This is a genomic window from Halomonas sp. A3H3 (assembly GCF_000982975.1).
GTDB classification, from domain to species: Bacteria; Pseudomonadota; Gammaproteobacteria; order Pseudomonadales; family Halomonadaceae; genus Vreelandella; species Vreelandella titanicae.
In genome coordinates this window covers 1,616,761-1,641,505 of record NZ_HG423343.1, presented here as the reverse complement: position 1 = coordinate 1,641,505, position 24,745 = coordinate 1,616,761, and the positions used below count along the sequence as shown (strand labels likewise).

The following is a 24,745-nucleotide window of genomic DNA, read 5'->3' as shown; positions in this document are numbered from 1 at the left end:
TACCTGTCCAAACTTGCAGAGTGCCGTCTACCTGGCGTCTAGATAGGTTCATTTTCCGCGTTGTTTGACAGGTGTATGGTAGGTTCATAGGGTTAAACCCTACACATTCAGCCTGGAGGCGGCATGCACGGGCAGTGGATCTGCTACATCCGGGTCAGTACTTTCGCTCAGACCCTGGGTTGTCAGCTCGAGGGTGTGACGGTGACACCTTGGTGGTCTACAGCATGAATAGTCTCGCCCGCAACCTGAACGACCTGCGCGGCTTGGTGCCGCAGCTCTCCGGTCGCTTGGTGCGCATCGAGTTCGTGAAGGAGGGACTGACGTTCACCGGCGAGGATTCACCGATGGCCAAGCAGCGCGGCGTCTAGCTTGGTCGCAAGCCAGCCTTGAACAGCAACCAGGTCGCTGAGCTGCGTCTTCGCGCCGAAGCTCGTGAGTAGAAGGCCGCTCTGGCGCGTGAGTTCGTCATCAACCGGCCTCTATGAGTACCTGCGTGCTGGCGGCAGGCTATAAGTCCTAGGCTCTGTACGAAAAGTCCTGAGCCGGATTTGAAAGGCCTAAAAAATGATCAGTAAATGCTCGATTTTGGGGGGGCTGGATGCCTTTTCGGGGCTGCTTTCACCTTGTTGCTCAAGATAAACCGACTTTTCGTACAGAACCTAGCTCTTACACACTTTGTAAGTTCTTCCAGTAAGGCGAAAGCCACGCTGTTGCAGGGCTTTTGTTCCTTTATTCAATCAATTACACAGCATCTGCTATAAAGAACGTGGTAGTAGCTTATTCACTAGTTGGGGGTGGAAAAAAAGATTTCTATTGGTTAACCTTTAAACGTATCAGCTTTCGGCTGGTGAGTGGTCTGGGCCACTTAAAATATCCTTGCCATCCTATTGCCATTCACTCCGTCCTAGCTTCATGTGATACGACTAGGTTGCGATGTGTCGGCTATCAAGCTGCATCAGCTTACCTTCTGCCTAATACCTCGGTCTGCTGCTTACCTCCTTTGATTAAGCAAGGGGGTCTAAGATAGAGCGGCTTATCTTTACGGTACAACGAGCGAATCGTAGATGAGCTGCTTATACATGCGGCAATCATGGCGTCAAAGTGAGCATGAAAAAGCGGGTTACGTTGACAGTGAGGTGACTAATCTATGCGTGCTGACAGGACCTAAAAAGTGTAAATTATCAGGCCTAAACCGTACATAGTGACGCTTTTATCAACGTTTTGCCTGGAATAGGTAGTTTAAAAATGTCGCTTTATTTTGGAAAGTGTATAAAAGTCAGGAGGTTACATGGTTTATTTGATCGTTTCTTTGCTTGACTGCTATACACTACCTTTTTAAAGACGTAAAACGCCTAAAACGATTAACGAGATCACAATATAGCCCGCTAAAAAGCGGGCTATATTGCGTACCAGGCTTGGTAACCGCGGTTAGAACAACAGCTCACTCGTTGATGGCTCTTGAACTCCCGTCACTCCCAAGGCATCTTCGCCGCTATTAAGGCTTAGTGCTGAGGGCTGGTTCTCGCTTTGCTCAATGATGAGTGATTGAAGATCCATTGAGCCACCATTAAAGGTTAGCCGTACCACTTGCTCGCCTTCCTGCAAGTTGAGCGTCACCTCCGGCCCTTGGACATAGTTTCCCCAGTCGCCGCTATTGGGAACGCTAAGCGGGGAGGCTTGTGCGTAGAACACGCCATCTTTCTCAGCGGCGACCGTTATGCTGCGGCCAGACCAAGGTGTCGCGGTAATAAACGAGAAGGTGTGTTCGCCAGCTTCAACGACATCGACGGTGTACTCTACCCATTCATTATTGGCGATCCAACCTATGGCCTCACCGTCGCCAACAATATCCACACCTTCGCCGCGAATGCTGGCGTTACCCAGTTGGGTTTCGCTGCTATCGTTGTAGGCTATGCCCGCGCCACCCTGGTCGTAGTTGATAGCGTCGAGAAACAGGCCGTCGTCGTCAATCAACCAGGGGGTGCCCTCCTCGTTAAAGGCTTGCTGTACGTTCTCACGTTCAAGGGTGAATGATTGGAAGTCCATCAAGTCGCTGCCCGCTGACCCGTTGAAGGTTAACCGCAGGGTCTGCTCCCCGGCCTGTAAATCGAGCAACATACCGTCACTGGCAACAGGGTTGCTCCAGGAGCCAGTGTTGGGCAGCGGCGGTGAGCTGGCTTCCAGATAGAACGCCCCATTTTTTTCGACGGCGGCAGTGATGGTGACATCGCTTGAGGGAGTCGAAGCGAGGAACGATAGGCTGTAAGTGCCGGATTGGGCCACGTCGATGGTGTACTCAACCCATTCTCCAACATCAACCCAGCCGATCGCTGTGCCATTACCGACGATATCAACGCCGCCTTCACGGAAATTGCTACCTTCTTGCTGAGGATCGCTATCGCTGTAAGAGATGCCTTCACCGCCGACATCAAATAGTGCGGCATCCAGCGTGAAGCTGTCGCCCACCTCCCAGGGGGTTCCACTGTCATTGAAGGGTATTTGGCTGCCGGTAGTAGTGATCGGGGCGAGTGAGAACGAGGCCAGGTCTTGGGAGCCGCCGTTAAAGGTTAAGCGCAGCACCTGTTCACCGGCTTCCAGTTCTACCTGTACGCTGTCGGTGGGTACAAAGGTCGTCCAACTGCCGCTGTAGTTCACGCTGACCGGCGAGGCGGTGGTGTAAGGGCTATCCCCTTGGGCGAAGGACGCAGTAATGGAGCGTGCGGCACCACCGGTCGACCCCAGCGCCGAGAGGAAGGAGAGCTCGTAAGTGCCTGCCTGAGCCACATTGAGCGTGTACTCGACCCACTCATTGTTTTCGATCCAGCCGATGGCCGAACCGTCACCGACGATGTCCACGCCATCGCCCCGGAAGTTGCTACCCTCCTGATTCTCGCTGCTGTCGTTGTAGGCGACATCCTGGCCGCCGCTATCGTAGTTGACGGCATCCAGCACGAGGCCTTCATCCTCTACCAGCCATGGCGTTTGGTTGGTGTTGAAGGGCTGTTGCTCCTCCTCTCCCAGGTCGATCGCCTCGAAGCTGAACGACTGCAGGTCAAGCTGGCCGCCGTTGAACGTCAGTCGCAACACTTGCTCGCCAGCATCAAGATCGAACTCCAGTGGGCCAACCGTCTGGAAGCTGGTGAAGCTGCCGGTATTGGGCAGGTTGATCGAGGCACTGCTCTGGAAGTTGCCATCCTGCTCAAAAGCGGCGGTGATGGATTTTCCATTTGATGTTGCCGAGGTGAGGAAGCTCAGTGCATAGGTGCCTGCCGTTTCAACATTGAGCGTGTACTCGACCCACTCGCCATCGGCGATATAACCCAAGGCTTCGGTGCCGTTGGAGATATCCACCGCTTCGTCGGAGCGGAACGCTGCACCCTGATGGGCGGTGGTGGTGTCGTTGTAGGCCACGCCCTGGCCACCGTTATCGAACAGCTTGGCTTCCAGCGTCAATCCATCCGCCCCGAGTGTCCACGGCGTTTCGCCTGTATTGTAAGCAGTTTGCTCTACAGGTGCCTGGTCATCCAGGAAGTTCGGAATGCCATCGCCGTCACTGTCGTCATAGAGATCGATGCGGCCGTTGCCATCGGCATCCTCCACCCCGGTGGGGTCATAGGTCTGAACATTCTCGACCAGGAAGATATTGTCGTTGTAGTCGTAGTTCACCCCCGCATAGTCCTGAATCACGATATAGGTATTGGGAATGACGTTGCCTGCTGCGTCTTTCGCTACGTAGACGCGAATCAGGTGGCCGTCGTTTTCGTCCCAGTTCAGGTTGGTGCCGGGGCTGCCGATAGCATCGATGGTGTCTTCGTAGAGGTTGGCATCGGGGTCAGACCAGGAGATGTAGCCTTGGCGACCGGTAATGTCCGCAAAGAAGCCAAAGGGCGCGTCCCGATCCAGAGTGGTGGTGGTCAGCAAGTCGCCACTATTGAGTGCCCGCGGCAGCAGCGTTTGCCCATCCTGCTCGTCGTGGGCCAGTATCTCGTCACGATCCCGGCTATCCACATCGTGGATAAACAGTCGCGCCACATCGCCTTGGGTATGATATGCCGCCAACTGGGTGATCTTGATCGGCGATTGACCGTCGGCACGCTGGAAGTAGGGCGAGAGAATCTCATCCCCGTTCGCTTCCACCAGCCCGCCCTGATTCATCTGCCCCTCGGCTACATTGGTCGAGAAGCCGAAGGCGTCGATGATCTCCTGTACCAGCGGCTCCTGGCCATTCTCCGACTGGCCCTGGGCAATCCCCGCCAGCTGGATCGTTTTGGTTCCCTCATCACCGTCGTTTGAGTTAATGGTCAGCGTGGACTCATACAGCGTACCGTCATCGAAATCCTCGGCGATAAAGCGAACGGTGACATCCAGTGTGCCGCCGGCGGGAATGATCAGGTTTTCGGTGGCTCCCACGATCTCAAATAGGCTCGGATCGGAAATTGCCAGGCTGCTGATCTCCAGGTCGGCGAAGCCATCGTTGGTGATGGTAAAGGTCGATTCGTCGTGGAACACCTGGCTGGCGTTGGCCGGGTTTTCTATTCGGCTCATCACCAGGCGATCATCCGAGGGTACCCCATCCAGGTTGGTGATGGAGATCTCGCCGCCGGAAACCGGTGAGATCCCTTCAATGACAAACATGTTGTCGTTGTAGTCATAGTTGATGCCGGTGTAATCCATCACGCCCAGGTAGGTGTTAGGGATTACGTTGCCATTGGCATCCAGTGCCTGGAATACCCGCACGGTATAGCCACGTTCGATGTCTTCCGCCCCTGGCGGTACCGTGCCGCCTCCAGTGGGATTGAGCGACGGGTCGGTTGAGAGATTGGCAACCTCGATACCAAAGATATCGTTACCGATCCAGCCGTCGGGGATTTGGTCGCGAGTGAACGTTGCCGTCGCGAATTGTCCATTGGCCTTGATAGGCAGTAGCGACTGGTTATTGTCGCCTGCATGATCGGAAAGGATAATATCCTGGTTTTTATTGCCGGGATTATGAATCCCCAGTGTTGCTCCACCGTTGCCGTGGTAGGCCGCCAACTGGGTAATCGTGGCCGACTCGAAGCCATCGGCTATCTTCCAGTAACGTGACATCACCTCGTCATCATTGACCGGCCGGTAAAGGTCGAAGTCGTTGAGAACCGAGTTCTCGCCACCACCTACGGTGGTTAGCCCCTGGATGACGTTGCCAAAACCGAACACTTCCCAGACCTCGTTGACGTTGGGCTCCCAGCCGCCTTCGTCACGCGCCTGCCAGAAGCCTGCCAGGTGCACTTCGGCGACGGGGGTGTCCGCATCGTTGGTGACCAGGCGCAGCGTTCCCTCGAAGACGCCGTCGCCGGCATCGTTAGTGGGTGGCGTATAGGCCGCGCGGTCAAACAGCACTTGCACGTCAATCGATTCTCCTGCAGCCAGTGTCAGGCCAGCGAAGATATCGGGATCGACGAGAGTGAAGGGGCCATCAAGATCGGTGTCAATAAAGACCAGCTCATTGGTGCCGGTATTGCTGATGGTGACCGTGGCATCCTCTTTATAGTCACGGTTAGGGTTGGAGGCGCTGTCGTTCTCCAGGTAGCTGAAGTGCAAGCGGTCGGAGTAGTAGGCCGCATCGTTGCTCTGGATACCGATATCCGCATCGGGGTTGCCGGGGGCGGGCGAGATATCGAGGTAGTCGATTTCATCGACGCCATCCGCCGTGGAAACAACCCGCAGGTTGTAGGTGAGTCCCGCCTGAAGCTCGATATAGGCGGACTGCTCGCCGGCCTCGCCAACGCCTGGGAAACTCATCTCATCCACCGGCTGCCCGTTGAGCAGCAGCGTCAACGCACCACCATCCGGTGCGCCCGCATTGGCGGCCAGGTCAAGTTTGTAGGCGCCGTCCTCATTCACCGTGAAGTAGAAGTCGGCGGTACGGTCATTGACAGCCCGGGCACTATCGCCGCTTTCAAGCTCGATACGGCCACTGCCATCAATGTCTGCGTAAACGGGCTCGAAGGTATCCAATGGGGTATCCGCGATGCGCAGCAGGTCGACATTGGGGCCATTGGCCCCCGGGGCTGTGACGGTAATAGTATTGCTGCCTGTGCCCAGGGTTAACTCGGTTGACTGGAAGAACCAGTTATCCTCAGCTTCGTTACTCTGACCTGGGAAATTGAGCGTGCCAATATCGATACCGTTGACGGTGACTACCATTGGACGGTCAGCCTTGGAGGCTGCCAGGGCATAGCGGAAGCCAACGTCGTAGGTGCCAGCCTCATCGACCTCTACTGTCCAGGTAATACTCTGGTCGCTGGTGCCATTGAAATCGACGAACCCTTCACCCGAGGCGTTGCGGTCATCCTCACTGTTGGTGATAATCACCGGCCCATCGAGCTGAGCGTTTTCAGCTTCGTAGTCGGTGTAGCCGGGCGATGTGTCTTCGGGGGCCTGTAGGATCTCCAACTGGTCGATATTGGGGCCCGTATTATTGACGGCCTGGAAGCGTACCGTATTAAGCCCTGATACCAGCGACGCTGGGATATCCAGCGTTAGCCACTCGTTCCAGGCGTCGTCGCCGGTCACACCCGTTGGCGGGCTGAAGTTGAAGGTGCCCACGCTGACATTATTGACGAACACTTCCAGCGGGCGGTTTACGGTGTCGCCGTTACCGTAGCGAACTCGCAGCACTGAATCACCCGCATCGGCCCCTGATAGCTCGAAACTGAAGGTGATAAAGTCGCTATTCGTACTGCCAAAATCGGCATAGCCGCCTAATACGCCATCGGTATCATCATTGTTACCGTCCAAACCGAAGGCGCCAGGGCGCACACCGGTTGGCTGGTTGGCTTCGGGGTTATTCACCGTGCGGATCTGAATCTCAGCACCACCACCTTGAGCAATTGATACGCTGGTACCATCGTTGGGCGTATTGTCTTCTGCCTGAATAGTGAGTAGCGACACCAGCTCATCATCAGGCTCTTCAGGATCGACAATGACGCCACCTGGCGCTGGGTCGAGGCGAATGATCTGGCTCTGACCGTTGTTGCGGTTCAGCGTCAGCAGGTAGAGCTGGCCGGTGGCCGGGTTTTCGATAATATCCAGCGGGTCTATGTAGGTGATAACGTTACCATTCACATTGCGGAGCACTTCGTCCCCAGTGATGTTGCCTGCGGCGTCGAAAGTAATGGAGCGTATATCGTCACCACCAGAATATTCGGTGAACAGCACGCTGCCTTGCAGGTTGCCGCCAAACACGCCGCTGGTGTACTCGGTGACGCCGTTGGGAGAACGGTTCTCGCCTAACGAATAGATTCCCTCGATGTCGTAGTTGGGGTCAGGGTCTTGGCCGGCAGGGTAGTTACCTACCTGGTTGGCATCGTTGCCTGCGGTTGGGTTACCGCCATTGAGGATAAACTCATCGCGCAGGGGGTTGGGATGTCCGTAATAGCTTCCTTCCTTAACCGTAAACAGGTAGTCGTCCTGTTTTTCGACGTTACTTACGTACTCATTTTGCGGCGTCGAGGGGTCATCCGGTACGTTGCCGCCGGCCGCCGAGCCGTTGGTCGGGATGTAGAGATTGCCATTGGAGTGCCACACCAGGTCATAGGCATTGCGTACGCCGGTGGCAAAAATCTTGACCACAGCGTCATCGGCGAAAGGATCATAATAACTCTCGATCAAGTTACCATCGGAATCCTCTACTGTTGCGGTACCGTTGGCCGCGAAGACCAGAAAACGGTCATCACCCATGGCAATCGGGTCTGCCTTGAAATCAACGCCGTCATCGTCGGTGAAACGGCGGTTGAAGCCATCCTCAGGCAAGGGCTCGGTGGTTACATCAAAGCCACCTGCTGGCGCTTCACGGGTCGGATCTATTTCCATGACAGCGGCACTGAGCAGGCGCTCCGGACGGTTACCCCAAGCACTATCGGGTGCCCCCATCGCCGAGTTCGATCCCTGAAGTAGATACAGCAAGTGGCTCGGTACGTCTGGGTTGGTGTTGGCGTCGAATTCGGGGTTGGCGCGGAATTCGAGGCTATTGGTAACGTGGTCGCCGTTGGAGCGCGGCAGTCCGGTGATATAGGCTTCAGCAGTGGCGTTGAAAGCGTCACCTTCTTCCAGGGTAATCTTGGAAATGCGTCCACTGAAATCGGGGACGCCATTATCACGCCCTTCAAGTGGAATCGGATAGTTATCGCTTACCCACAGGACATTGGGATCGGTAGGGTCGAAGGTTAGGCCGATAATGCCCCGCGATCCTGCCGAATCCCCTGCAAAATAGTCGAGTGCCAACACTTGCTCATTGGAGAGCGCGCCGGTTTGCGGGTTAACGTCGTAACGCTTGATCTCGCCCAGCATATTCGAGATGTACATCTTGCTACCATCAGGTGATAGCTCCAGCGAGGTGAATTGGTAAGCGTTGTCAGCAGCGCCGTTGAGCTCAATGACATCGTTGAACGCTACTTCTCTTGGCACAATTTCAGAGGCTTCACCGGTGACAAAAGTGTTGGTGAATTTCTGAAATTCCCGGGTCGGTGCGTCTGGGTCGTCATTGGCGCCACGATCCTGAAAGCCTTCGATGACCAGGGTGTAGCTGGTGAACTCTTTGAGCATGCTGTTGGGAGAAATCGTCAACGAATCGAAGCCGCCGGTAGTGTTGACGTTGAGAGCTACCTCTTCGCCGCTGACAGTTTCGAAGAGCCGTACGGAGCCGTCACCTAAGCTTTCCAGCAGAGCACCACCACGGCCATCGACGACCGAGATGCCCACGAAAATATCCGAATCGGGATCGACGCCGGTGGGGGGCGTGCCGTCTTCGGCGTCTAACTCGACCCGAATCTCGTTCTCGCCCACTCCGGCGATAGCACGCGGGTCGGTGAAGAAGGCGTAATCTTCCGGTGCCTCACGGTCATCCTCCGGTGTCAGGTCGGGAATCGACTGGATCTCGATATACTGGACCTCGGTATTATCACCAAGGCCAATCGAATCCAGGGTCAAGCGGCCATCGGTAACCTGTACCACGCGGGTGACCAACTCGGAGCGGAAGCCTTCGGTGTCGTTGCTGGGGCTATTGTCGGCTGGAAAATCATCGGGCCGGAACGGCGTAAAGGGGGTGCTGAATTGCTCACCTTCGGCGTTGATCAGATTGACGCTGTCGTAAGGCCCTGAGGTATCGCCGATAGAAATCGTGACCTCATAATAGCCGTCGTCCAGTTCCATTTCCCATCCGGCGCGTACATAGCCTTCCGCAGGCTGGTCGAAGTGAGCGTAGGTGCCCTGGCGAGGATCAAGCCCGGCAATCTCATCGGTACGGTCGTTGACGGCGACACTGGAGAGGGTATTGATCGCCATCGGTATAGTGCCATTTTCGGTGCCATCGGCGATGGAGGCCTCGGTAACCCAGCCGTACTGGTAAACTTGGCCATCGATCTCGACGGATTGATCGCCAAACGCTAAGCCGGTATCGGCGATATAGCCTTCCGGAGTGGCAAAGCCATCGGGCTCGAAATTAATCTTGACGGCAAAGCGCTCACCTGGCTCGACAACCGGTGGCTCTTGAGTACCCTCTCGGCTGACGCTCAGGCTATCAATATTGGGGCCGGCATTACCGACGTTCTCCAGCCGGATGGTGTTGTTGCCCGCCATCAGTTCCAGCTCAATGGTGGCGTCTTGCCAATTCACCCAGCCGTCGTTGCCTGCGCCAGTGGTGGGGAAGGCCAGTTGGCCCTGGGGGGCGCCACCTACCAGGAGAGTCATCGGTCGGCTAGCCCCGGCGCCATCACCGTTGGCATAGCGCACATTCAGGGTATAAGTGCCCGCTTCTTCGACGGCTACCTCAAAGAAGGCCGCATCACCGGCTTCGTTGCCCATATCGAGGTAGCCGCTGCCGGTAAAACCATCCCATAGGCCGTCCGGGCCAGCGGCTGCATTGGTTTCGGGATTGCTAGCGTCGCGAACCACTGTATCAGGGGTAGGCTCATCATCGTCGATGGTGAGCGCTTCACCCTGAATCTCAAACAGGAAGGGCTCGGTGGGTGCTTCACCGCCGTCGTCCTGCTGGTAGTTGAAGATAATCTGATCGATATTGGGGCCGTTATTGACACCGCCATCGGCCACTGCCGGTATGGCAAATGAGACGCTGTTGGGGCCAGCTTGAAGCTCCATCTCCACTTCAAGCTCTAGCCAGCTATCCCATGGGTCGTTGACGCCATCATTGACTGCCGGCGGGAAAGCCGCTTGGGGAACAGGCGTTCCATTGATCATTAGGTCAAGGGGGCGGGGCCCTGCGCTACCGTTGGCGTAACGAATTACCGCGGTGTAGGTGCCAGCTACCTCGGTTTCAACGTTGAAGATAACTTCGTCGCCGGGGTTTGTGCCAAAGTCCATATAGGCACCACCGACGGCTCCTTCGCGGTAATTAGTGAAGGCATCGGGATTATTAGGATCTACCACTCGCGTGAAATCGGCATTGGAGGGTAGGCCACTATCATTGACGGTGACCAGAGCAGCATCCTCTGCCTGGATAACGATGGGCGCGACAGTGTCTGGAACGGCATCATCCTCGCTTACGCTACCGCTGGCTGTTGCGGCGGCGCTGTCGATGGCGAAGCTGTCACCGGTGGCGCCGATAAGGGCGACCGTGACGGTTTCGCTACCGTTATCTTCGTCGTCGTTGGCGACATCAACCGCTAGGGTGGCGGCACCGTCGATAAAGGTGACCGTGCGGGTATCGGCAACGCCATCAATTTCCAGGGCAAGCTCCACGTCACCGCTAAAAGCGTTTGAGGCGCTCAATGCAAAGCTCAGCGTAGTGACGCCCTCATCGCCACTCTCTACCACCGGATCGGCATCGGCGATGCCCAGCAGGATAGTCGGCTCCGGCTCGCCGCTGTCCGTGGGCACAAACTCGATATAGTCGATGCGCGCGTACTCCAACGCCGTCGAGCTGGCGCTGAGCGATAGGGTAGCGTCATCGCCCACGGTCACGTCGGCAAAGGTGGTAGTGCGAAAGTTTTGCGGCTGAACACCGTTGCCGCTGTCAGCGTCGTCATCGAAGATCCAATTGCCGCTGAAGCTCTCGCCGGTGGCGTTACCGATACTCAGCTGGGCACTACTTTCACCGTCGCTCTCGTCGACATAGCCGACGATGACGGTATAGGTACCGGCGGCCACCTTGCCCTCCAGGGCGTAGCTGGCGGTGCCTTCGCTGTTTCCGGGCAGGCGAATGGCCTGGCCGCCATCGGCGGCGGCGATGTTCTCGATGGTAAAGGTCGTGGCAGTGTCGAACGCTTCCGCCTGGAGGCGGATGGGATCGGCAGGCACTACCGCTTCGTCATCTTCACTGACGCTACCGCTGGCCGTCGCGGCGGTACTGTCGATGGCGAAGCTGTCATCGGTGGCGCCGATAAGGGCGACCGTGACGGTTTCGCTACCGTTATCTTCGTCGTCGTTGGCGACATCAACCGCTAGGGTGGCGACTCCGTCAGTGAAGGTGACCGTGCGGGTGTCGGCAACGCCATTAATTTCCAGGGTAAGCTCCACGTCACCGCTAAAAGCGTTTGAGGCGCTCAACGCAAAGCTCAGCGTGGTGACGCCCTCATCGCTACTCTCTACCACCGGGTCGGCATCGGCAATGCCCAGCAGGATAGTGGGCTCCGGCTCCACGCTGCCGGTGGGCACAAACTCGATATAGTCGATGCGTGCGTACTCCAGCGCCGTCGAGCTGGCGCTGAGTGACAGGGTAGCGTCATCACCTACGGTCACGTCGGTAAAGGTGGCAGTGCGAAAGTTTTGCGGCTGAACACCGTTGCCGCTGTTGGCATCGTCGTCAAACGTCCAATCGCCGCTGAAGCTTTCGCCTTCGGCGTTGCTGATGCTCAGTTGAGCAGTGCTTTCGCCATCGCTCTCGTCGATATAGCCGACGATGATGGTATAGGTACCGGCAGCCACCTTGCCATCAAGTGCATAGCTGGCCGTGCCTTCGTTGCTGCCGGGTAAGCGAATAGCTTGGCCGCCATCGGCGGCGGCGATGTTCTCGATGGTGAAGATTGTGGCAGTATCGAACGCCTCCGCCTGTAAACGGATGGGATCGGCGGGCTCGGGAGGAGGTGTAACGCTATCTTCAACATCACCAACGGCAATGACGAATGTTTCGCTAACACTCGCACCCGCCGGGTCAGTGGCGGTTATCTCGACGCTGACCGAGGTTGTCGTTTCAAAATCAAGGCTTGTGCCGCTTTTCAAGCGCAATACGCCGCTGACATCTACCTCGAAGCGCTCGTCGCTGACAGTAAAACTATGGGTGTCGTCATCCTGGTCTTCCACAATGAGCTGACCAATAACGGCGCCTTCCTGGTTTTCCAGCACGCTGTTGTTATCTAGCAGCAGGGCGGTGGGTGCGGAAGGCTCTGCCGCCACCAACGCCATCTCAATTTTATCGATATTGGGGCCGTTGGCGCGGCCGCCCAGCCGCAGTAAGTTTTCGCCAGCGGCTAGCGTGAATTCGAGTGTTTCTGTCGTCCAACCTTCCCATTGCGTGGCAGCGGGCGTACTGGTAGTTACGCCGCTGGGCAGATCACCGAGATCATCGGGCATATAAAGGGCGGGCGTTGTTTCTGCAAATGCAAAGGTGCCAATACTCGTTAAGCCGCTGCCTTCGACCAGCGACAAATCAAGCGGCCTGCCGCTGGAACTGGCATAGGTTACGGTCATGGAATAGGTGCCCGCGACGGGGGCTTGATAAACAAATTCCCCATAAGCATCTACATTGCCAAATGCCCAATCCAGGTAGCTAGCCTCTTCGGCACCTACTCGAAAGGTGTCGTTGAGGCTTACGATATTGGCGGTAGTCACCGGGCGATTGGTATCGATGCCATCTGGGGTTAGGTCGGGTTCTGGTGACAAAAAAAGCTCTTCGCCTTGGATCACCTGACTGCCTAGCGCGGGTTTGCGGATCTCGAGATAATCCACATTGGGGCCGCTGAGGCCATTGGACGTAAAGCTGACGCTGTTTTGCCCCTCTTGAAGCTGCACAATAATGGTGCGTTCAGCGAAGGTAGTGAAGTCACTTGCATTATTATTGCCTTCGGGGCTGGTACTGCGTAGGTCAAACATGCGATCAACCAACTGATCATTCACTTCTAGACGCAGAGGGCGGTTACGTTCGCTGGCGACAGCATCGTTGTTTCGACTCAAGGCGTAGCTTACCGCCAGTTCATATTCACCCGCCTCCGGGACATCGATATTGAAGGTAAGAGTTTCACCACTCGGGCCGACAAAATCGGCATAGGCATTGCCATCAGCATTAACGGCATTGGGTTCACCGACGGCGGACGTGGTCACGCCGCCTGTCATAACAGCATAGTTGCTGTCGCCATCTGTATTGTCGGTATCTTCTGCCTGAATACGGATGGGGATGAAAACAGGGGGCACGGGAAGGCTTTCGGTGACTTCAAAGGTGACCGCCTCACTGCCAGCTTCAATTAAGTTGCCTCCACTGTCGAGTGCGCTAATCAGTAGTTGAACGTCACCATTGGTAAGGTTAGGGAGGTTATCGAAGATAAAAGGTGGAGATGTTTTCGTGAGCGTTAGTGACTCACCCTCGCTATTAATGATGGTTAATTCGATTGATTCCGTAAGAGATAACGAATCAAGGGGGGTATTAATGATAGGAATGATACGGATTGCACTATTTTCTATTTCATCTACTGCCACTGTCTGTGCGCTGTTTAAGCCACGCTGGACTTCACCACTCGCTGCATCGACCCAAGAAATAGAGAACATAAGACACCCCTGTGATGTAATTAGCTAATTGCAGGCAACACCTGGCATATTAGTGTTGTTGATATTGAGAAGGTGCTGAGCATCAGATCCCCATGAGCCGTGTAGTGGCCACCTCGGCTCCATGCTCGTTACAATTTTCTACCTTAGTTAACCTCTCATATCTCACAAGGGTTAAATTTCTAATGTTGTTGTGTTGTTTGGTTGGTTTATTAAATATTATTTTTAGAAAGTAGAGGGTTATAGCTCATGTAATATGAGTGTTTGGTAAGTTGTTTAGAAATATGGCTAAAAAAATAATTATCTTATAATGAGGATTTAGTTTTTTGGAGTTGATGATTGATTACTATTTGAACTCTTTTTACTGCCTATATAGTCAATAATGTCATTAGAGAGTTATTAGTTTTTTAAGCAATAGACTGTGGTTGATTCCATCTCGTCACCAGTGTTTAAGGCGCTTTACTCTGATAATATCCATTATGCAGCTATTTAAGATTGGTTTTTCACGCGGTTTATTCTGACCGTAATAGCGGCCAAATTCGTCGGTCACGGCGGTGAGGAGGCTTCCTACGGGGGGCGAGAACCAGTAAAGTGTACCGCTCCTGTCGCCGAGCGGCAGCCATGAGCCTTATCTTGTACGACAGTGCCTAGATCTTGGGTGGTTGGCACTAATGTTTGTAAATTGTGCAGAGGATGGTTGTGAAACTTTTGATATTGGATGCCGGCCACTGCTTAAACTTGGCACTGGCTCGGGAAGCAAGCCGTCGCGCCGATACGGAGTTAGTCATTGAACAGGGTACAATCATTACCGCCTCTCGTCTTGAGGCGATAGCCCCCGACGCCGTGATTATTCCACCGTTGGCCCATCCACTGAATATGGCGCCAGCGGATGTGACGGCGCATGCCGATGCGGTAGATATTTGTCTGGATGCCTGCCAGGCGCAAGACGTAGCGTTGATATGGTGTGTCTCCGATCAGCTCTATGAAGATGGTTTGGATGTCCCCATTGATGAGCATGTGGTGCCCGCGCCACGGGATGATAGCTTGCGCCGTCTGGTGCAGACCGGTGATCGCATCCGTGCGGAGTTTCGGCGTCATTTGATTGTGCGCTTAGGCCCGCTGTTTGCGCTGGAAGGAAGCCATGCGTGGCTAAATGACATCATTGGTGATTTGGTACTCGGGAAGGCAGTGCGCGCTGCGGAGGATGTGATTTTTTGCCCGACCTCCGCGGATGCCGTTGCCATGGCACTGATTGGCATGCTACAGCAGCAGGTCAGCGGTGCTGAGGCTTGGGGGGCTTACCATCTTGCTGGCACCGAGCCGGTCAGCGCCTTTACCTTTACCTCCATGGTGCGTACTCAGCTGTTAACGCACCTTGAGGGGCGCGGTGAGCAGATTACCCTCGGCGAGGTTCAGCCGCTTAAACATCATCATGATGCAAAGCTACGGCGCGTTTTGAACTGCCGGCGTGTGCTGGATGTGTTTGGCGTTCATCAAAAACCGTGGCGGTTAGAGGCTGGGCGTATGTTGGATACGTGGTGTTTAACCCGTGAAAGTAACCGTGTCAGCAATACAGGAGCGTCGGCTTGATAAATGTGGTTCGCAGCTTGGTCTTTTATGCTGGCTACTTTTTGGCCATGCTGATGATCGGCATCCTGTTTCTGCCCATTGCGCCGTTTCTTCCACTGTCTGGCCGCTACCGATTGCTTAACTTGTATAACTACTTTTTGATGGTGTGGTTTCGTATTGCCTGTGGGGTGCGCTACGACATCCAAGGGCGGGAAAACCTGCCCAGTGGCCCGTGTGTGATTCAAGCCAACCACCAGTGTGAGTGGGAAACCGTGTTTCTACAGGTGATGAAGCCACCGGTATGTACCGTGTTAAAGCGCGAATTACTGCGCCTGCCAATCTTTGGCTGGGGGTTGCGTCTGCTTCGCCCGATTAGTCTGGACCGCTCGAAACCAGCACGGGCGATGAAGCAAGTGCTTACTCAAGGCGTCGAGCGTTTGGGAACGGGGCTTTCAGTACTGATTTTTCCTGAAGGGACACGGGTAGATCCAGGCATCCGCAAACGCTATAACAAAAGTGGTAGCGTGGTGGCGTGTCGGGCAGGGGTGCCGGTATTGCCGGTGGCTCATAATGCGGGTGAACGCTGGCCAGGCCGCCACTGGGTTAAGCGGCCAGGCGTACTGCGTGTGCGCATTGGTAAGCCGATTGAAACAGCCGGGCGTATGCCCGATGAAGTGCTCGCAGACGTCGAGGCGTGGATTGAAGCGCAGTTACAGGAAATTTCAGACGTGCCACGGCCTACCTCTCGGTAACCGTCTTTTGCGTATACGTTACGCCTGTACATAAAAGCCTGAGCATAAAAACGGCGCCCAATGGGCGCCGTTTTTATGCTTATCATGCGAGTAGCCGTAGCGTTAGTCGTTGAAACGCTGGAAGACTAAACACGCATTGGTACCGCCAAAGCCGAAGCTATTAGACAAGGCACGTTCTATCGTCACGTCATCGCGGCGTTCGGTGACAATATCAAAGCCGTCGGCCTGCTCATCCAAATCGGTGATATTCGCTGAGGCGGCAACAAAGTTGTGTTGCATCATCAGCAGTGAGTAGATCGCTTCCTGTACACCGGTAGCCCCCAGGGAGTGGCCGGTGAGCGATTTGGTCGAGCTCATGGCAGGTGTTGTATTCCCAAACACTTCGCGTATCGCCTTCAGTTCGGCAACATCGCCGACGGGTGTCGAAGTGCCATGGGTATTGATGTAGTCAATATCACCATCGACCGTTGCCATCGCCTGACGCATGCAACGCGTAGCACCTTCTCCCGAAGGGGCGACCATATCATGGCCGTCAGAAGTCGCGCCGTAACCCACCAGTTCGCCATAGATCTTGGCGCCGCGGGCTTTAGCGTGCTCGAGTTCTTCCAACACCAGCATGCCACCGCCGCCGGCGATAACAAAGCCGTCACGAGCTTTATCGTAAGGGCGTGAGGCCTTTTCAGGGGTATCGTTGTAGTGGGTAGAGAGCGCACCCATGGCATCAAACAAACAGGAGAGGGTCCAGTGCTCCTCTTCTCCGCCACCGGCAAATACCACATCCTGCTTGTTAAGCTGAATTTGTTCCATCGCGCTGCCAATACAGTGTGCGGAGGTCGCGCAGGCAGAAGAGATGGAGTAATTGACGCCTTTGATTTTAAACGGCGTTGCCAAGCACGCTGACACAGTGCTACCCATTGTCCGAGTGACGCGATAAGGACCAACGCGGCGCAGACCTTTTTCGCGCAGTATGTCGGCTGCTTCAACCTGATTAGCGCTTGAAGCACCGCCAGAGCCCGCAATAAGCCCCGTACGCTCGTTGGAGACCTGCGCTTCGCTTAGCCCAGCGTCTTCGATAGCTTGGGCCATAGAAACGTAAGCATAGGCCGCCGCGTCGCCCATAAAGCGGAGCAGTTTGCGGTCAATGAGTGCTTCAAGATCGATATCGACGCTGCCTGCCACATGGCTACGGAAGCCACGCTCGGCATACTCTTCCTTAAAACGAATACCGCTACGCCCAGTTTTGAGCGCGTCCAGGACCTGTCGTTGGTCGTTGCCAAGGCACGATACGATGCCAAGGCCGGTGACTACCACTCGTCGCATGGGAGCCTCCTGTTCAGAAATTCGCAGTGGAGGTAAATAGGCCAACGCGCAGATCATTAGCCTGATAAATGTCGCGTCCGTCGACGGTTACGGTGCCGTCGGCGATACCCAAGATAAGACGTCGGGTAATAATACGCTTAATATTAATGCTATAGGTCACTTTTTGTGCATCCGGCAGGATCTGTCCGCTGAATTTAACTTCGCCGCAGCCAAGCGCACGTCCGCGACCAGGGTGGCCTAGCCAGCCCAGGTAAAACCCAACTAGTTGCCACATGGCGTCTAACCCTAAACAGCCAGGCATAACGGGATCCCCAGGGAAGTGGCAGTCAAAGAACCACAAGTCAGGCGTGATATCCAGCTCGGCGATCAGCTCGCCCTTGCCATGCTCACCGCCCTCTTCGTGAATGTGCTTGATGCGATCAAGCATCAGCATGTTAGGAGCCGGGAGCTGTGCATTTCCGGGGCCGAATAGCTCGCCGCGGGAGCAGGCCAGCAGTTCTTCGCGATCAAAGGAATGTTGCTTGGTCACTGAATCGTTCCGAATATCAAATTGGTTGTGTGGCTAGTCTACTTCCCGAAACCGCTGAATGCACGTAACAGGCTATTTATCGTCCATCACTAGAGATTTTAGCGGGTTGGCCGATAGCACTAAAAGTGAGCGGCTTGGCTCATTAATAGCCGATTATGCACAATAAGTGTTCCATTGCCGTAATATAGAGTATCCAAGTGACTTATTAGGCGGCATGATCAGCATGGCACCTAACGCTAATTTTTATCTGAGTTAATTTGTATAGGGTATAGCGAATCGCCATGTGGCTTCCTGTTTCACTCAATCGTCCGTTAGTTTGGGTCGCACTGACGGCGCTTCCCGCCTGTGTTTGGATACCTGATGCGATGCTACGTCTGGTGGCAGCATCGCTGGTCGCGCTTGGGCTGTGGGACGCCTGGAAACAAGTGCGTCAACAGCAGCTACGTCTGCGACTGTCGCAAGATACGTTAAGACTTGCCAGCGATGCCATGGTGATTAGCGATGCGCAAAATCGCGTGATGGTGGTTAACCCAGCATTTACCGAAATTACCGGCTATGCCAGCCAAGAGATTCAAGGGCTGAAGCTGGAGACACTGGCAGCCCCGCGCCATGACAAAGCCTTTTATCAAACGTTTTGGAGTACGCTAAAAAGCACCGGCCGCTGGGAAGGTGAAATGTGGAGCCGCCGTAAACACGGCGACGAGTACCCCGAGTGGCTAAAAGTCCGTGCCGTGACCGACAAACGCGGCAACATTACCCATTTTATTAATTTGTTTGCCGATATTTCGGCACAAAAAGCTCGTGAGCGCGATTTACGCCGTATCGGCTATGAGGACCCTCTCACTGGGCTGCCTAACCGTCGCCGTCTCCACGATCTGCTTGCCTCTCGGCTGCGCCATTTACGCGCAGGTGAGAGCCTGGATATGGCGCTGGTGGATATAGATGGTTTGAAATCAGTCAACGATAGCCTGGGGGTTGAGCAGGGTGATCGGCTGTTAGCACGTTTTGCCCAGCGGCTAACAGGCTATGTAGCAGGGAGCGTGGTAGGGCGCCTGGGCGGCGATGAGTTTATGGTAATCCGTACCACCACTTTTGACGATCACGACCAGTGGGTAGCCACCCTGCGTGAGCATATGAGTCGGCCCTTTGAAATTAACGACCACTCGCTGCGCTTAGGGCTCACGATTGGCAGCTGTCGCGTGCCTGAAGATGGTAACGACTCCGGCGTACTCTTCCAGCGCTTAGAGTCGGCGCTTTATAGCGCCAAACGGCTAGGACGTAACTTAAGTCAGCGCTTTCGCCCGGCGCTGGATAAGCAGGATAATCCTCAACTGGCGCTGGTCAGTGACCTGCGCGCCGCGCTTATTTCCGGTGACCAGTTGGAACTGCATTATCAAACCCAGCATGACCCTGCCAGCGGCGAGCTGGTGGGCATGGAGGCGTTACTGCGTTGGCGCCATCCCAAAGATGGCATGATTTCCCCAGGCGACTTTATTCCGTTGGCCGAGAGGCATGGTTTAATGAGTCAACTGGGCGCCTGGGTGATCGAAAAAGCCTGTGCCCAGCAAGCCCATTGGCGTAATAGTGCTATGCCCAAGCTAACAATTTGGGTCAATATTTCGGCACTGCAGCTGTTTCAAGGTGACCTGGAGAGCCAACTGACGACCTGCCTAAAGCGTTACCAACTGAAGTCTTCGCAAATTGGCTTAGAGCTGACGGAGTCGGTGCTACTCGACGAGCGTGCGGGGGATATGGGGCCACGCTTGCAGGCGCTACGGGATCAAGGCTTTGCGATTGCCATCGACGACTTTGGTACGGGCTATTCGTCGCTTGGCTATTTGAAGCGCTTGCCGGTGGACAAAATTAAACTCGATCGGGCCTTCATTAAAGAGCTGCCGCACGATCAGGCGGACGCCTCGATTGTTAAGGCGGTGCTAGCGATGGCGGAAGGCATGGGGCTAGGAGTGATTGCCGAAGGTGTTGAAACCAAAGAGCAGTGTCAGTTCTTGGTTAATGCCGGGTGCACGTCCGTACAGGGGTTCTACTTTGCTCGACCGCTTGCCGCCGCTGAGTTGGAAAAACGTCTGGTGCCTGCACCAGTCACCGTCCCCTCTGCCTCATAGGCTTAAAATAGCTAATACCCACACAAAGCAACGCCCAAACGAGCGCCTGAGCGGGCAGTAACCAAGCCGACAGGGTCACCTCTGCCAGTAGTGCGCCGCCATAATAAGAGAGTGGGCCGCTAATGGCACCACATAGCGCGGCTAGCAGCGGGTAGCGCCACAGCCAGGCCAGTGAGTGATAGACCAGGGTGGCAAACAGCGGCCAGAGCATCCATAGCCATAGCGGCAGAAGCCCTAGCACCAGCGTTTGATCGTTAAAATCGAAACCACCTAGTAATTGCAAGCCTCCATCAATCACTAGTCCCAGCAGCGCAAATCCGGCGATAAAGCGCCACTCTCCGGGCCACGCGCAGCGCCATAGATGCCAGGCCAACAGGCTGCCCCCTGCAAAGGCTGCTACCCATGAACCACCGAGTACGCATAGTAGCCAGCCAGCCTCAAAGCGCAGGGCATTCAACACCAGCGTCTGCCACTTGCACGATACCATTTAGAGCGCGCCTGTGAGCGGAAGGGGTTTCGCCGCGGGTTTCGCCAGCAGTAGGTGGCAGGTGCCGATGGAGCGCTCGATAAAACCACCCTCGCAGTAGCACAGGTAGTAACGCCACATGCGAATAAAGCGCTCGTCGTAGCCCAGTGTTCTCACCTGCTCCAGGCTGGCTTCGAAGCGGTGGCGCCACTCGCGTAATGTGCGCGCGTAATGCGGGCCAATTTCATCCAGCGCGACGATGTTCAGCGACGTTTTACGCATAACGCTGGTTAACATGGCGTGGTGCGAGGGAAGAAAGCCGCCAGGAAAAATGTAGCGCTTGATAAAGTCCATATCGCGTTTAGCTTCTTCAAAGCGCTGATCGCGGATGGTGATGGCTTGCAGCATGGCCTGCCCATCGTCGGTCAGCAGGCTATCCAGCTTGTTGAGGTAGGTATCGAGGTACTGATGCCCCACCGCTTCAATCATCTCTACCGAAATGAGCCGGTCATAGCGGCCGGTCAATTCCCGGTAATCCTGCTTAAGCAGGGTGATTCTGTCCCCCAGCCCCTCTTCCATAATGCGTTTTGCTGTATGGGCGTGCTGCTCGTCCGAAATGGTGGTTGTGGTGACACGGCAGCCACGGGTTTTGGCGGCGTGAATCGCCAGTCCTCCCCAGCCGGTACCAATCTCTAGCAGGTGATGCTCGGGCTGTACATCGAGCTTTTCAAGCATCAAATCGAGCTTATAGGTAGAAGCCTCTTCCAAGCTGGCTTCTGGATAGGGGAAAACGGCGCTTGAATACATCCAGTGATGACGATCTAAAAACGTGGAAAACAGATCGTTGCCAATATCGTAGTGGGCGGCAATATTGCGTTTCGAGCCAGTTAGGCTGTTGCGCTGAAAGCGGTAGGCGGCACCCAGCAGCCAGCGGGCAATGCGAGCGCTGCCGTTCTCCATTTTCCCATTCACATGCTCAAGGTTGGCAGCGAACAGCCGTACCAGGGCGACCAGATCGTCGGCGTCCCAATCGCCGTCCATATACGATTCTGCAGCCCCCACTGTACCGCCAAAGGCAAGGCGCTTCCAGGCGCGGGAGTGGCATATCACCACGGTCACCTGCAGCGGGCCTTGCTGACCCAAGTGATGACACTGATCGCCTTCAATCAGGGTGATACGACCGCCGCGAAAGGCGTCCAGTTGGGCCATTAGGCGTGGCTTTAGCCACTTGGTTAAGCGGCTTTCGGCAACCGGTTGAAGGTTAGGGGGCGTGGAACGCAGGGTCGTCACTTTGAAGTCTCCTTGCGCTTGGGGTGGTTATAAACGGGGACGCGCTTCAGCCACAGGCGAAGTGCTTCAAAATGAATACCCGCAATGGTTTTCAGGCTCATCCATGGCTGGCGAGCCAAGGCTTTTAGCAACGTGCCGCGGGTGGCGGGTGAGGCGTCAAGGGTCAACGTGGCATCAAAATGGCACTGCTGATCCTGCCAATTTTCCATATGCAGAAAGAGCTTTTCGCCGGGTGCATTAAACTTCCAACGGTAAGTCATCTCCATGGGGTTAAACGGCGAGACGTGGAGGTCTTTATCGAAATGTGCTTGGTGACTATGGCGTGAGGGATCCACCGCGCTGGCGTAGCAGGTGCGCTCACGCCAGGGCATATTGGTGACCTCACTTAATACGGCTGTCAGTCGCCCCAGGTGGTCGTAAGCGTAGTAGACGGAAATAGGGTTAAACATGCAGCCCAGCGTGCGTAGCTGGGTAAGCACGCAGATACGGCCATTAGGCGCGCTTCCCAACTGCCGAATTAGCTCTTCGCGAACGGCGGTTTTCAGCGGGCGATCAACCGGCCCCAGATAGTCTTCGCGACGAAAACGCGCCAGCGCAGGGCGACGGGCACTAAAGCCGGGCACTTTGTCGAACAGCTCGGGCAGCTCGTCCAAATCCAGCCAGGCCATCCATAGCTGGTAACTAAAGGCGTGGGATTTGGGCGTAAAGCGCCGGTGGCGTAGGGTGCCACGATAAATACGCGAGCGTGGCTGGGTGGTTATCCCAGCTGTCATTTCAGTCAGCATGCTAGCCATCAACTCAGCCCCTCGACACCTTGCGGCGTTAGCAGCTCATGGGCAGGTAGCGCGGAAGGTGGCGCAGGCGGCGGGGCGGCTTCATCACAGCCTAACGCTTGCGCCACCCGCAGTGCGCTCCACACGCCGTCTTCGTGGAAGCCGTTACGCCAGTAAGCACCGCAAAAGTGGGTGCGATGGGCCGTAGACGAAATGTCGGCGTGTCGTGCCTGAGCCGCCTGGCCAGCCAGGGTGAACTGGGGGTGTGCGTAAGTGTAGCGGCCCAGCACCTTGTTTGGATCAATGCTGGCGCTGTCGTTCAGGGTCACGCAAAAAGTGGTGTCGCTCTCTATCCGTTGAAGGATATTCATAGCGTAAGTGACCGATACCCGTGCTTCGCTATCGCGCTGATCCAGGCGGTAATTCCAGCTCGCCCAGGCGCGCTTGCGCCGCGGCAGCAGGGCGGTATCGGTATGTAGCACCACTTCGTTATCCTGGTACGGCATGGCGCCGAGGATCGCTTTCTCGTCGCTGCTGGCGTCGCCCAGCATGGCCAGGGCCTGGTCGGCATGGCAGGCGAGCACTACTTGGTCAAAGCGCTGGGTTCCGGAGGGCGTGGTGATACTAACGCCGGTACTGTTGCGGGTAATTCGGGTGACCGGTGTATTGAGGTGAATACGCGATGCATAGGGCGCCGTCAGACCGGGGATATAGCTTTTCGAACCGCCCACCAGGGTGTACCACTGGGGGCGATGGTTGACCGATAGCAGGCCGTGATTGCGAAAAAAACGCACAAAAAACGCCAGCGGGAAAGCGCGTAAATCACTGATGCTGGCCGACCAGATGGCAGCCCCCATGGGCAGTAAGTAGCGCTGCTGAAAATCGCGGTTGTAGTGGTTGCGATCCAGGTATTCACCCAGGGTTATATATTCGGGAAGCTGTTGGCTCTCCAGCGCGTTGGTGGCCTGCTTGTTAAAGCGCAGAATGTCGCCCAGCAGGCGATAAAAAGAGGGATTAAACAAATTGCGTCTTTGGGCAAACAGCGAGCCCAAGGTATGACCGTTGTACTCAAAATCCCGCGCTGTTTCATGTACCGAGAAACTCATTTCGGTGGCTTGTGAGGCGACGCCCAGGGTGGCCATAAGGCGCTGAAAGTGCGGATAGGTCCAGTCGTTAAAGACAATAAAGCCGGTATCAATAGCGTAGGAGTGTTCCGCAACGTTCACGTCCATGGTGGCGGTGTGCCCTCCCAGGCGTGAATCTGCTTCAAACAGCGTGACGTCATGTTGGGCGGAGAGGTACCAGCCCGCTGCCATGCCGCTAATACCGCTGCCAACAATGGCAATACGTTGTGATGCCCCAGAACTTTGCGATGCCATGGCGCTCATGACGACTCCTTTTGGCTGCGGGTCATGCGCAGGCCAATCTGACGGCGCACAGTGGGGGGCAAAATGCCCAGCAATTTGACCAGATAGGTAAACCGGCGTGGAAAGTGGATATCCAGCCGCCCCTTCACCAGCCCCGCGATAATGGCATCAGCTGCTTGCTCTGCCGTTACCTGCATCGGCATAGGGAAGTCATTACGTTCGGTGAGCGGCGTTTTAACAAAGCCAGGGTGGATCAGGCTGACCTCAATGCCCTCCTGATCAAGGTCTAAGCGCAGCGACTCTAAAAAGTAACTTACCGCGGCTTTAGACGCCCCATAGGCTTCCGCACGAGGTAGCGGTAAATAGGCTGAAGCGCTGGAGGTGGCGGCTAACCGAGCCAGGAGGCCCTCTTTGCGCGCCGCGCGCAACAGCGGCAGTGCGGCTTCGACGCCGTACAAAGTGCCGAATAGATTGGGCTTCAAAACCCGCTCGACTAAGTCCATATCGAACTGCTGAGCATTCAGATATTCGCAGGTGCCGGCATTAAAGAGCGCCAAATTTAACGCCCCGAGCTGCTCGCGGATGTCGTTACCCGCCTTGAGCACTGCTTGACGGTCGCTGATATCCAGCGGGAGAGGGTGGGCATTGGGGTGGCCCCGGCACAGAGCTTCGAGTGCTTCGTCACTGCGCGCGCTAAGCACTACCTGGTGGCCTTGGGCGATGAGCTTACGCGCAAGCGCTTCACCAATGCCGGAGGTGGCACCGGTTAACCAAATGCGTTGGGGCGTTTTCCATGTGCTCATT

The 24,745-nt window shown here is 55.6% G+C and carries 12 protein-coding genes; 4 read left to right on the top strand and 8 right to left on the bottom strand.

Going from position 1 to position 24,745, the window contains the following annotated elements:
- The first annotated feature begins 134 nt into the window (after positions 1-134).
- Positions 135-368: a recombinase family protein gene (locus HALA3H3_RS07210; protein WP_022520900.1), complete on the top strand. Its 234-nt coding sequence runs from the start codon at positions 135-137 to the stop codon at positions 366-368.
- A gap of 1,060 nt (positions 369-1,428) precedes the next feature.
- Here HALA3H3_RS07210 and HALA3H3_RS07200 read toward each other — a convergent pair.
- The gene (locus tag HALA3H3_RS07200) at positions 1,429-13,755 is read right to left on the bottom strand and encodes a carbohydrate-binding protein (RefSeq protein ID WP_022520899.1); all 12,327 of its coding nucleotides are present in this window, start codon (positions 13,753-13,755) and stop codon (positions 1,429-1,431) included.
- Between the two features lie 696 nt (positions 13,756-14,451).
- Here HALA3H3_RS07200 and HALA3H3_RS07195 point away from each other — a divergent pair.
- Both HALA3H3_RS07195 and HALA3H3_RS07190 read left to right on the top strand, forming a co-directional pair.
- The gene (locus tag HALA3H3_RS07195) at positions 14,452-15,342 is read left to right on the top strand and encodes a sugar nucleotide-binding protein (RefSeq protein ID WP_022520898.1); all 891 of its coding nucleotides are present in this window, start codon (positions 14,452-14,454) and stop codon (positions 15,340-15,342) included.
- A complete protein-coding gene (locus HALA3H3_RS07190; RefSeq protein WP_022520897.1) occupies positions 15,339-16,073 on the top strand; it encodes a lysophospholipid acyltransferase family protein in 735 nt (244 codons plus the stop codon). Before HALA3H3_RS07195 ends, HALA3H3_RS07190 begins: the two co-directional genes overlap by 4 nt.
- A gap of 102 nt (positions 16,074-16,175) precedes the next feature.
- Here the strand turns inward: HALA3H3_RS07190 and fabB are convergent, their stop codons facing one another.
- Together fabB and fabA are read right to left on the bottom strand one after the other, a co-directional pair.
- Positions 16,176-17,393, bottom strand: a complete 1,218-nt coding sequence (gene fabB / locus HALA3H3_RS07185; RefSeq protein ID WP_022520896.1) for a beta-ketoacyl-ACP synthase I — start codon at positions 17,391-17,393, stop codon at positions 16,176-16,178.
- A gap of 13 nt (positions 17,394-17,406) precedes the next feature.
- Positions 17,407-17,922, bottom strand: coding sequence for a 3-hydroxyacyl-[acyl-carrier-protein] dehydratase FabA (gene fabA, locus HALA3H3_RS07180; protein WP_022520895.1), 516 nt, complete (start codon positions 17,920-17,922; stop codon positions 17,407-17,409).
- A gap of 281 nt (positions 17,923-18,203) precedes the next feature.
- Between fabA and HALA3H3_RS07175 the strand changes: the two genes are divergently transcribed.
- Positions 18,204-20,045, top strand: coding sequence for a putative bifunctional diguanylate cyclase/phosphodiesterase (locus HALA3H3_RS07175; RefSeq protein ID WP_022520894.1), 1,842 nt, complete (start codon positions 18,204-18,206; stop codon positions 20,043-20,045).
- Here the strand turns inward: HALA3H3_RS07175 and HALA3H3_RS07170 are convergent.
- The 5 genes from HALA3H3_RS07170 to HALA3H3_RS07150 are packed head-to-tail and all read right to left on the bottom strand — an operon-like array spanning position 20,023 to position 24,744.
- On the bottom strand, positions 20,023-20,532 hold the full coding sequence (locus HALA3H3_RS07170; RefSeq protein WP_022520893.1) for a DUF2878 domain-containing protein: 510 nt from the start codon (positions 20,530-20,532) through the stop codon (positions 20,023-20,025). The genes HALA3H3_RS07175 and HALA3H3_RS07170 overlap by 23 nt on opposite strands.
- Positions 20,533-21,801, bottom strand: a complete 1,269-nt coding sequence (locus HALA3H3_RS07165; protein ID WP_022520892.1) for an SAM-dependent methyltransferase — start codon at positions 21,799-21,801, stop codon at positions 20,533-20,535.
- On the bottom strand, positions 21,798-22,595 hold the full coding sequence (locus HALA3H3_RS07160; RefSeq protein ID WP_241254316.1) for a DUF1365 domain-containing protein: 798 nt from the start codon (positions 22,593-22,595) through the stop codon (positions 21,798-21,800). Before HALA3H3_RS07160 ends, HALA3H3_RS07165 begins: the two co-directional genes overlap by 4 nt.
- The gene (locus HALA3H3_RS07155; RefSeq protein WP_022520891.1) at positions 22,595-23,962 is read right to left on the bottom strand and encodes an NAD(P)/FAD-dependent oxidoreductase; all 1,368 of its coding nucleotides are present in this window, start codon (positions 23,960-23,962) and stop codon (positions 22,595-22,597) included. Before HALA3H3_RS07155 ends, HALA3H3_RS07160 begins: the two co-directional genes overlap by 1 nt.
- Positions 23,959-24,744 carry an SDR family NAD(P)-dependent oxidoreductase gene (locus tag HALA3H3_RS07150; protein WP_022520890.1) on the bottom strand — a complete coding sequence of 262 codons (786 nt, stop codon included), beginning with the start codon at positions 24,742-24,744 and terminating at the stop codon, positions 23,959-23,961. Before HALA3H3_RS07150 ends, HALA3H3_RS07155 begins: the two co-directional genes overlap by 4 nt.
- Between the last annotated feature and the right edge of the window lies 1 nt (position 24,745).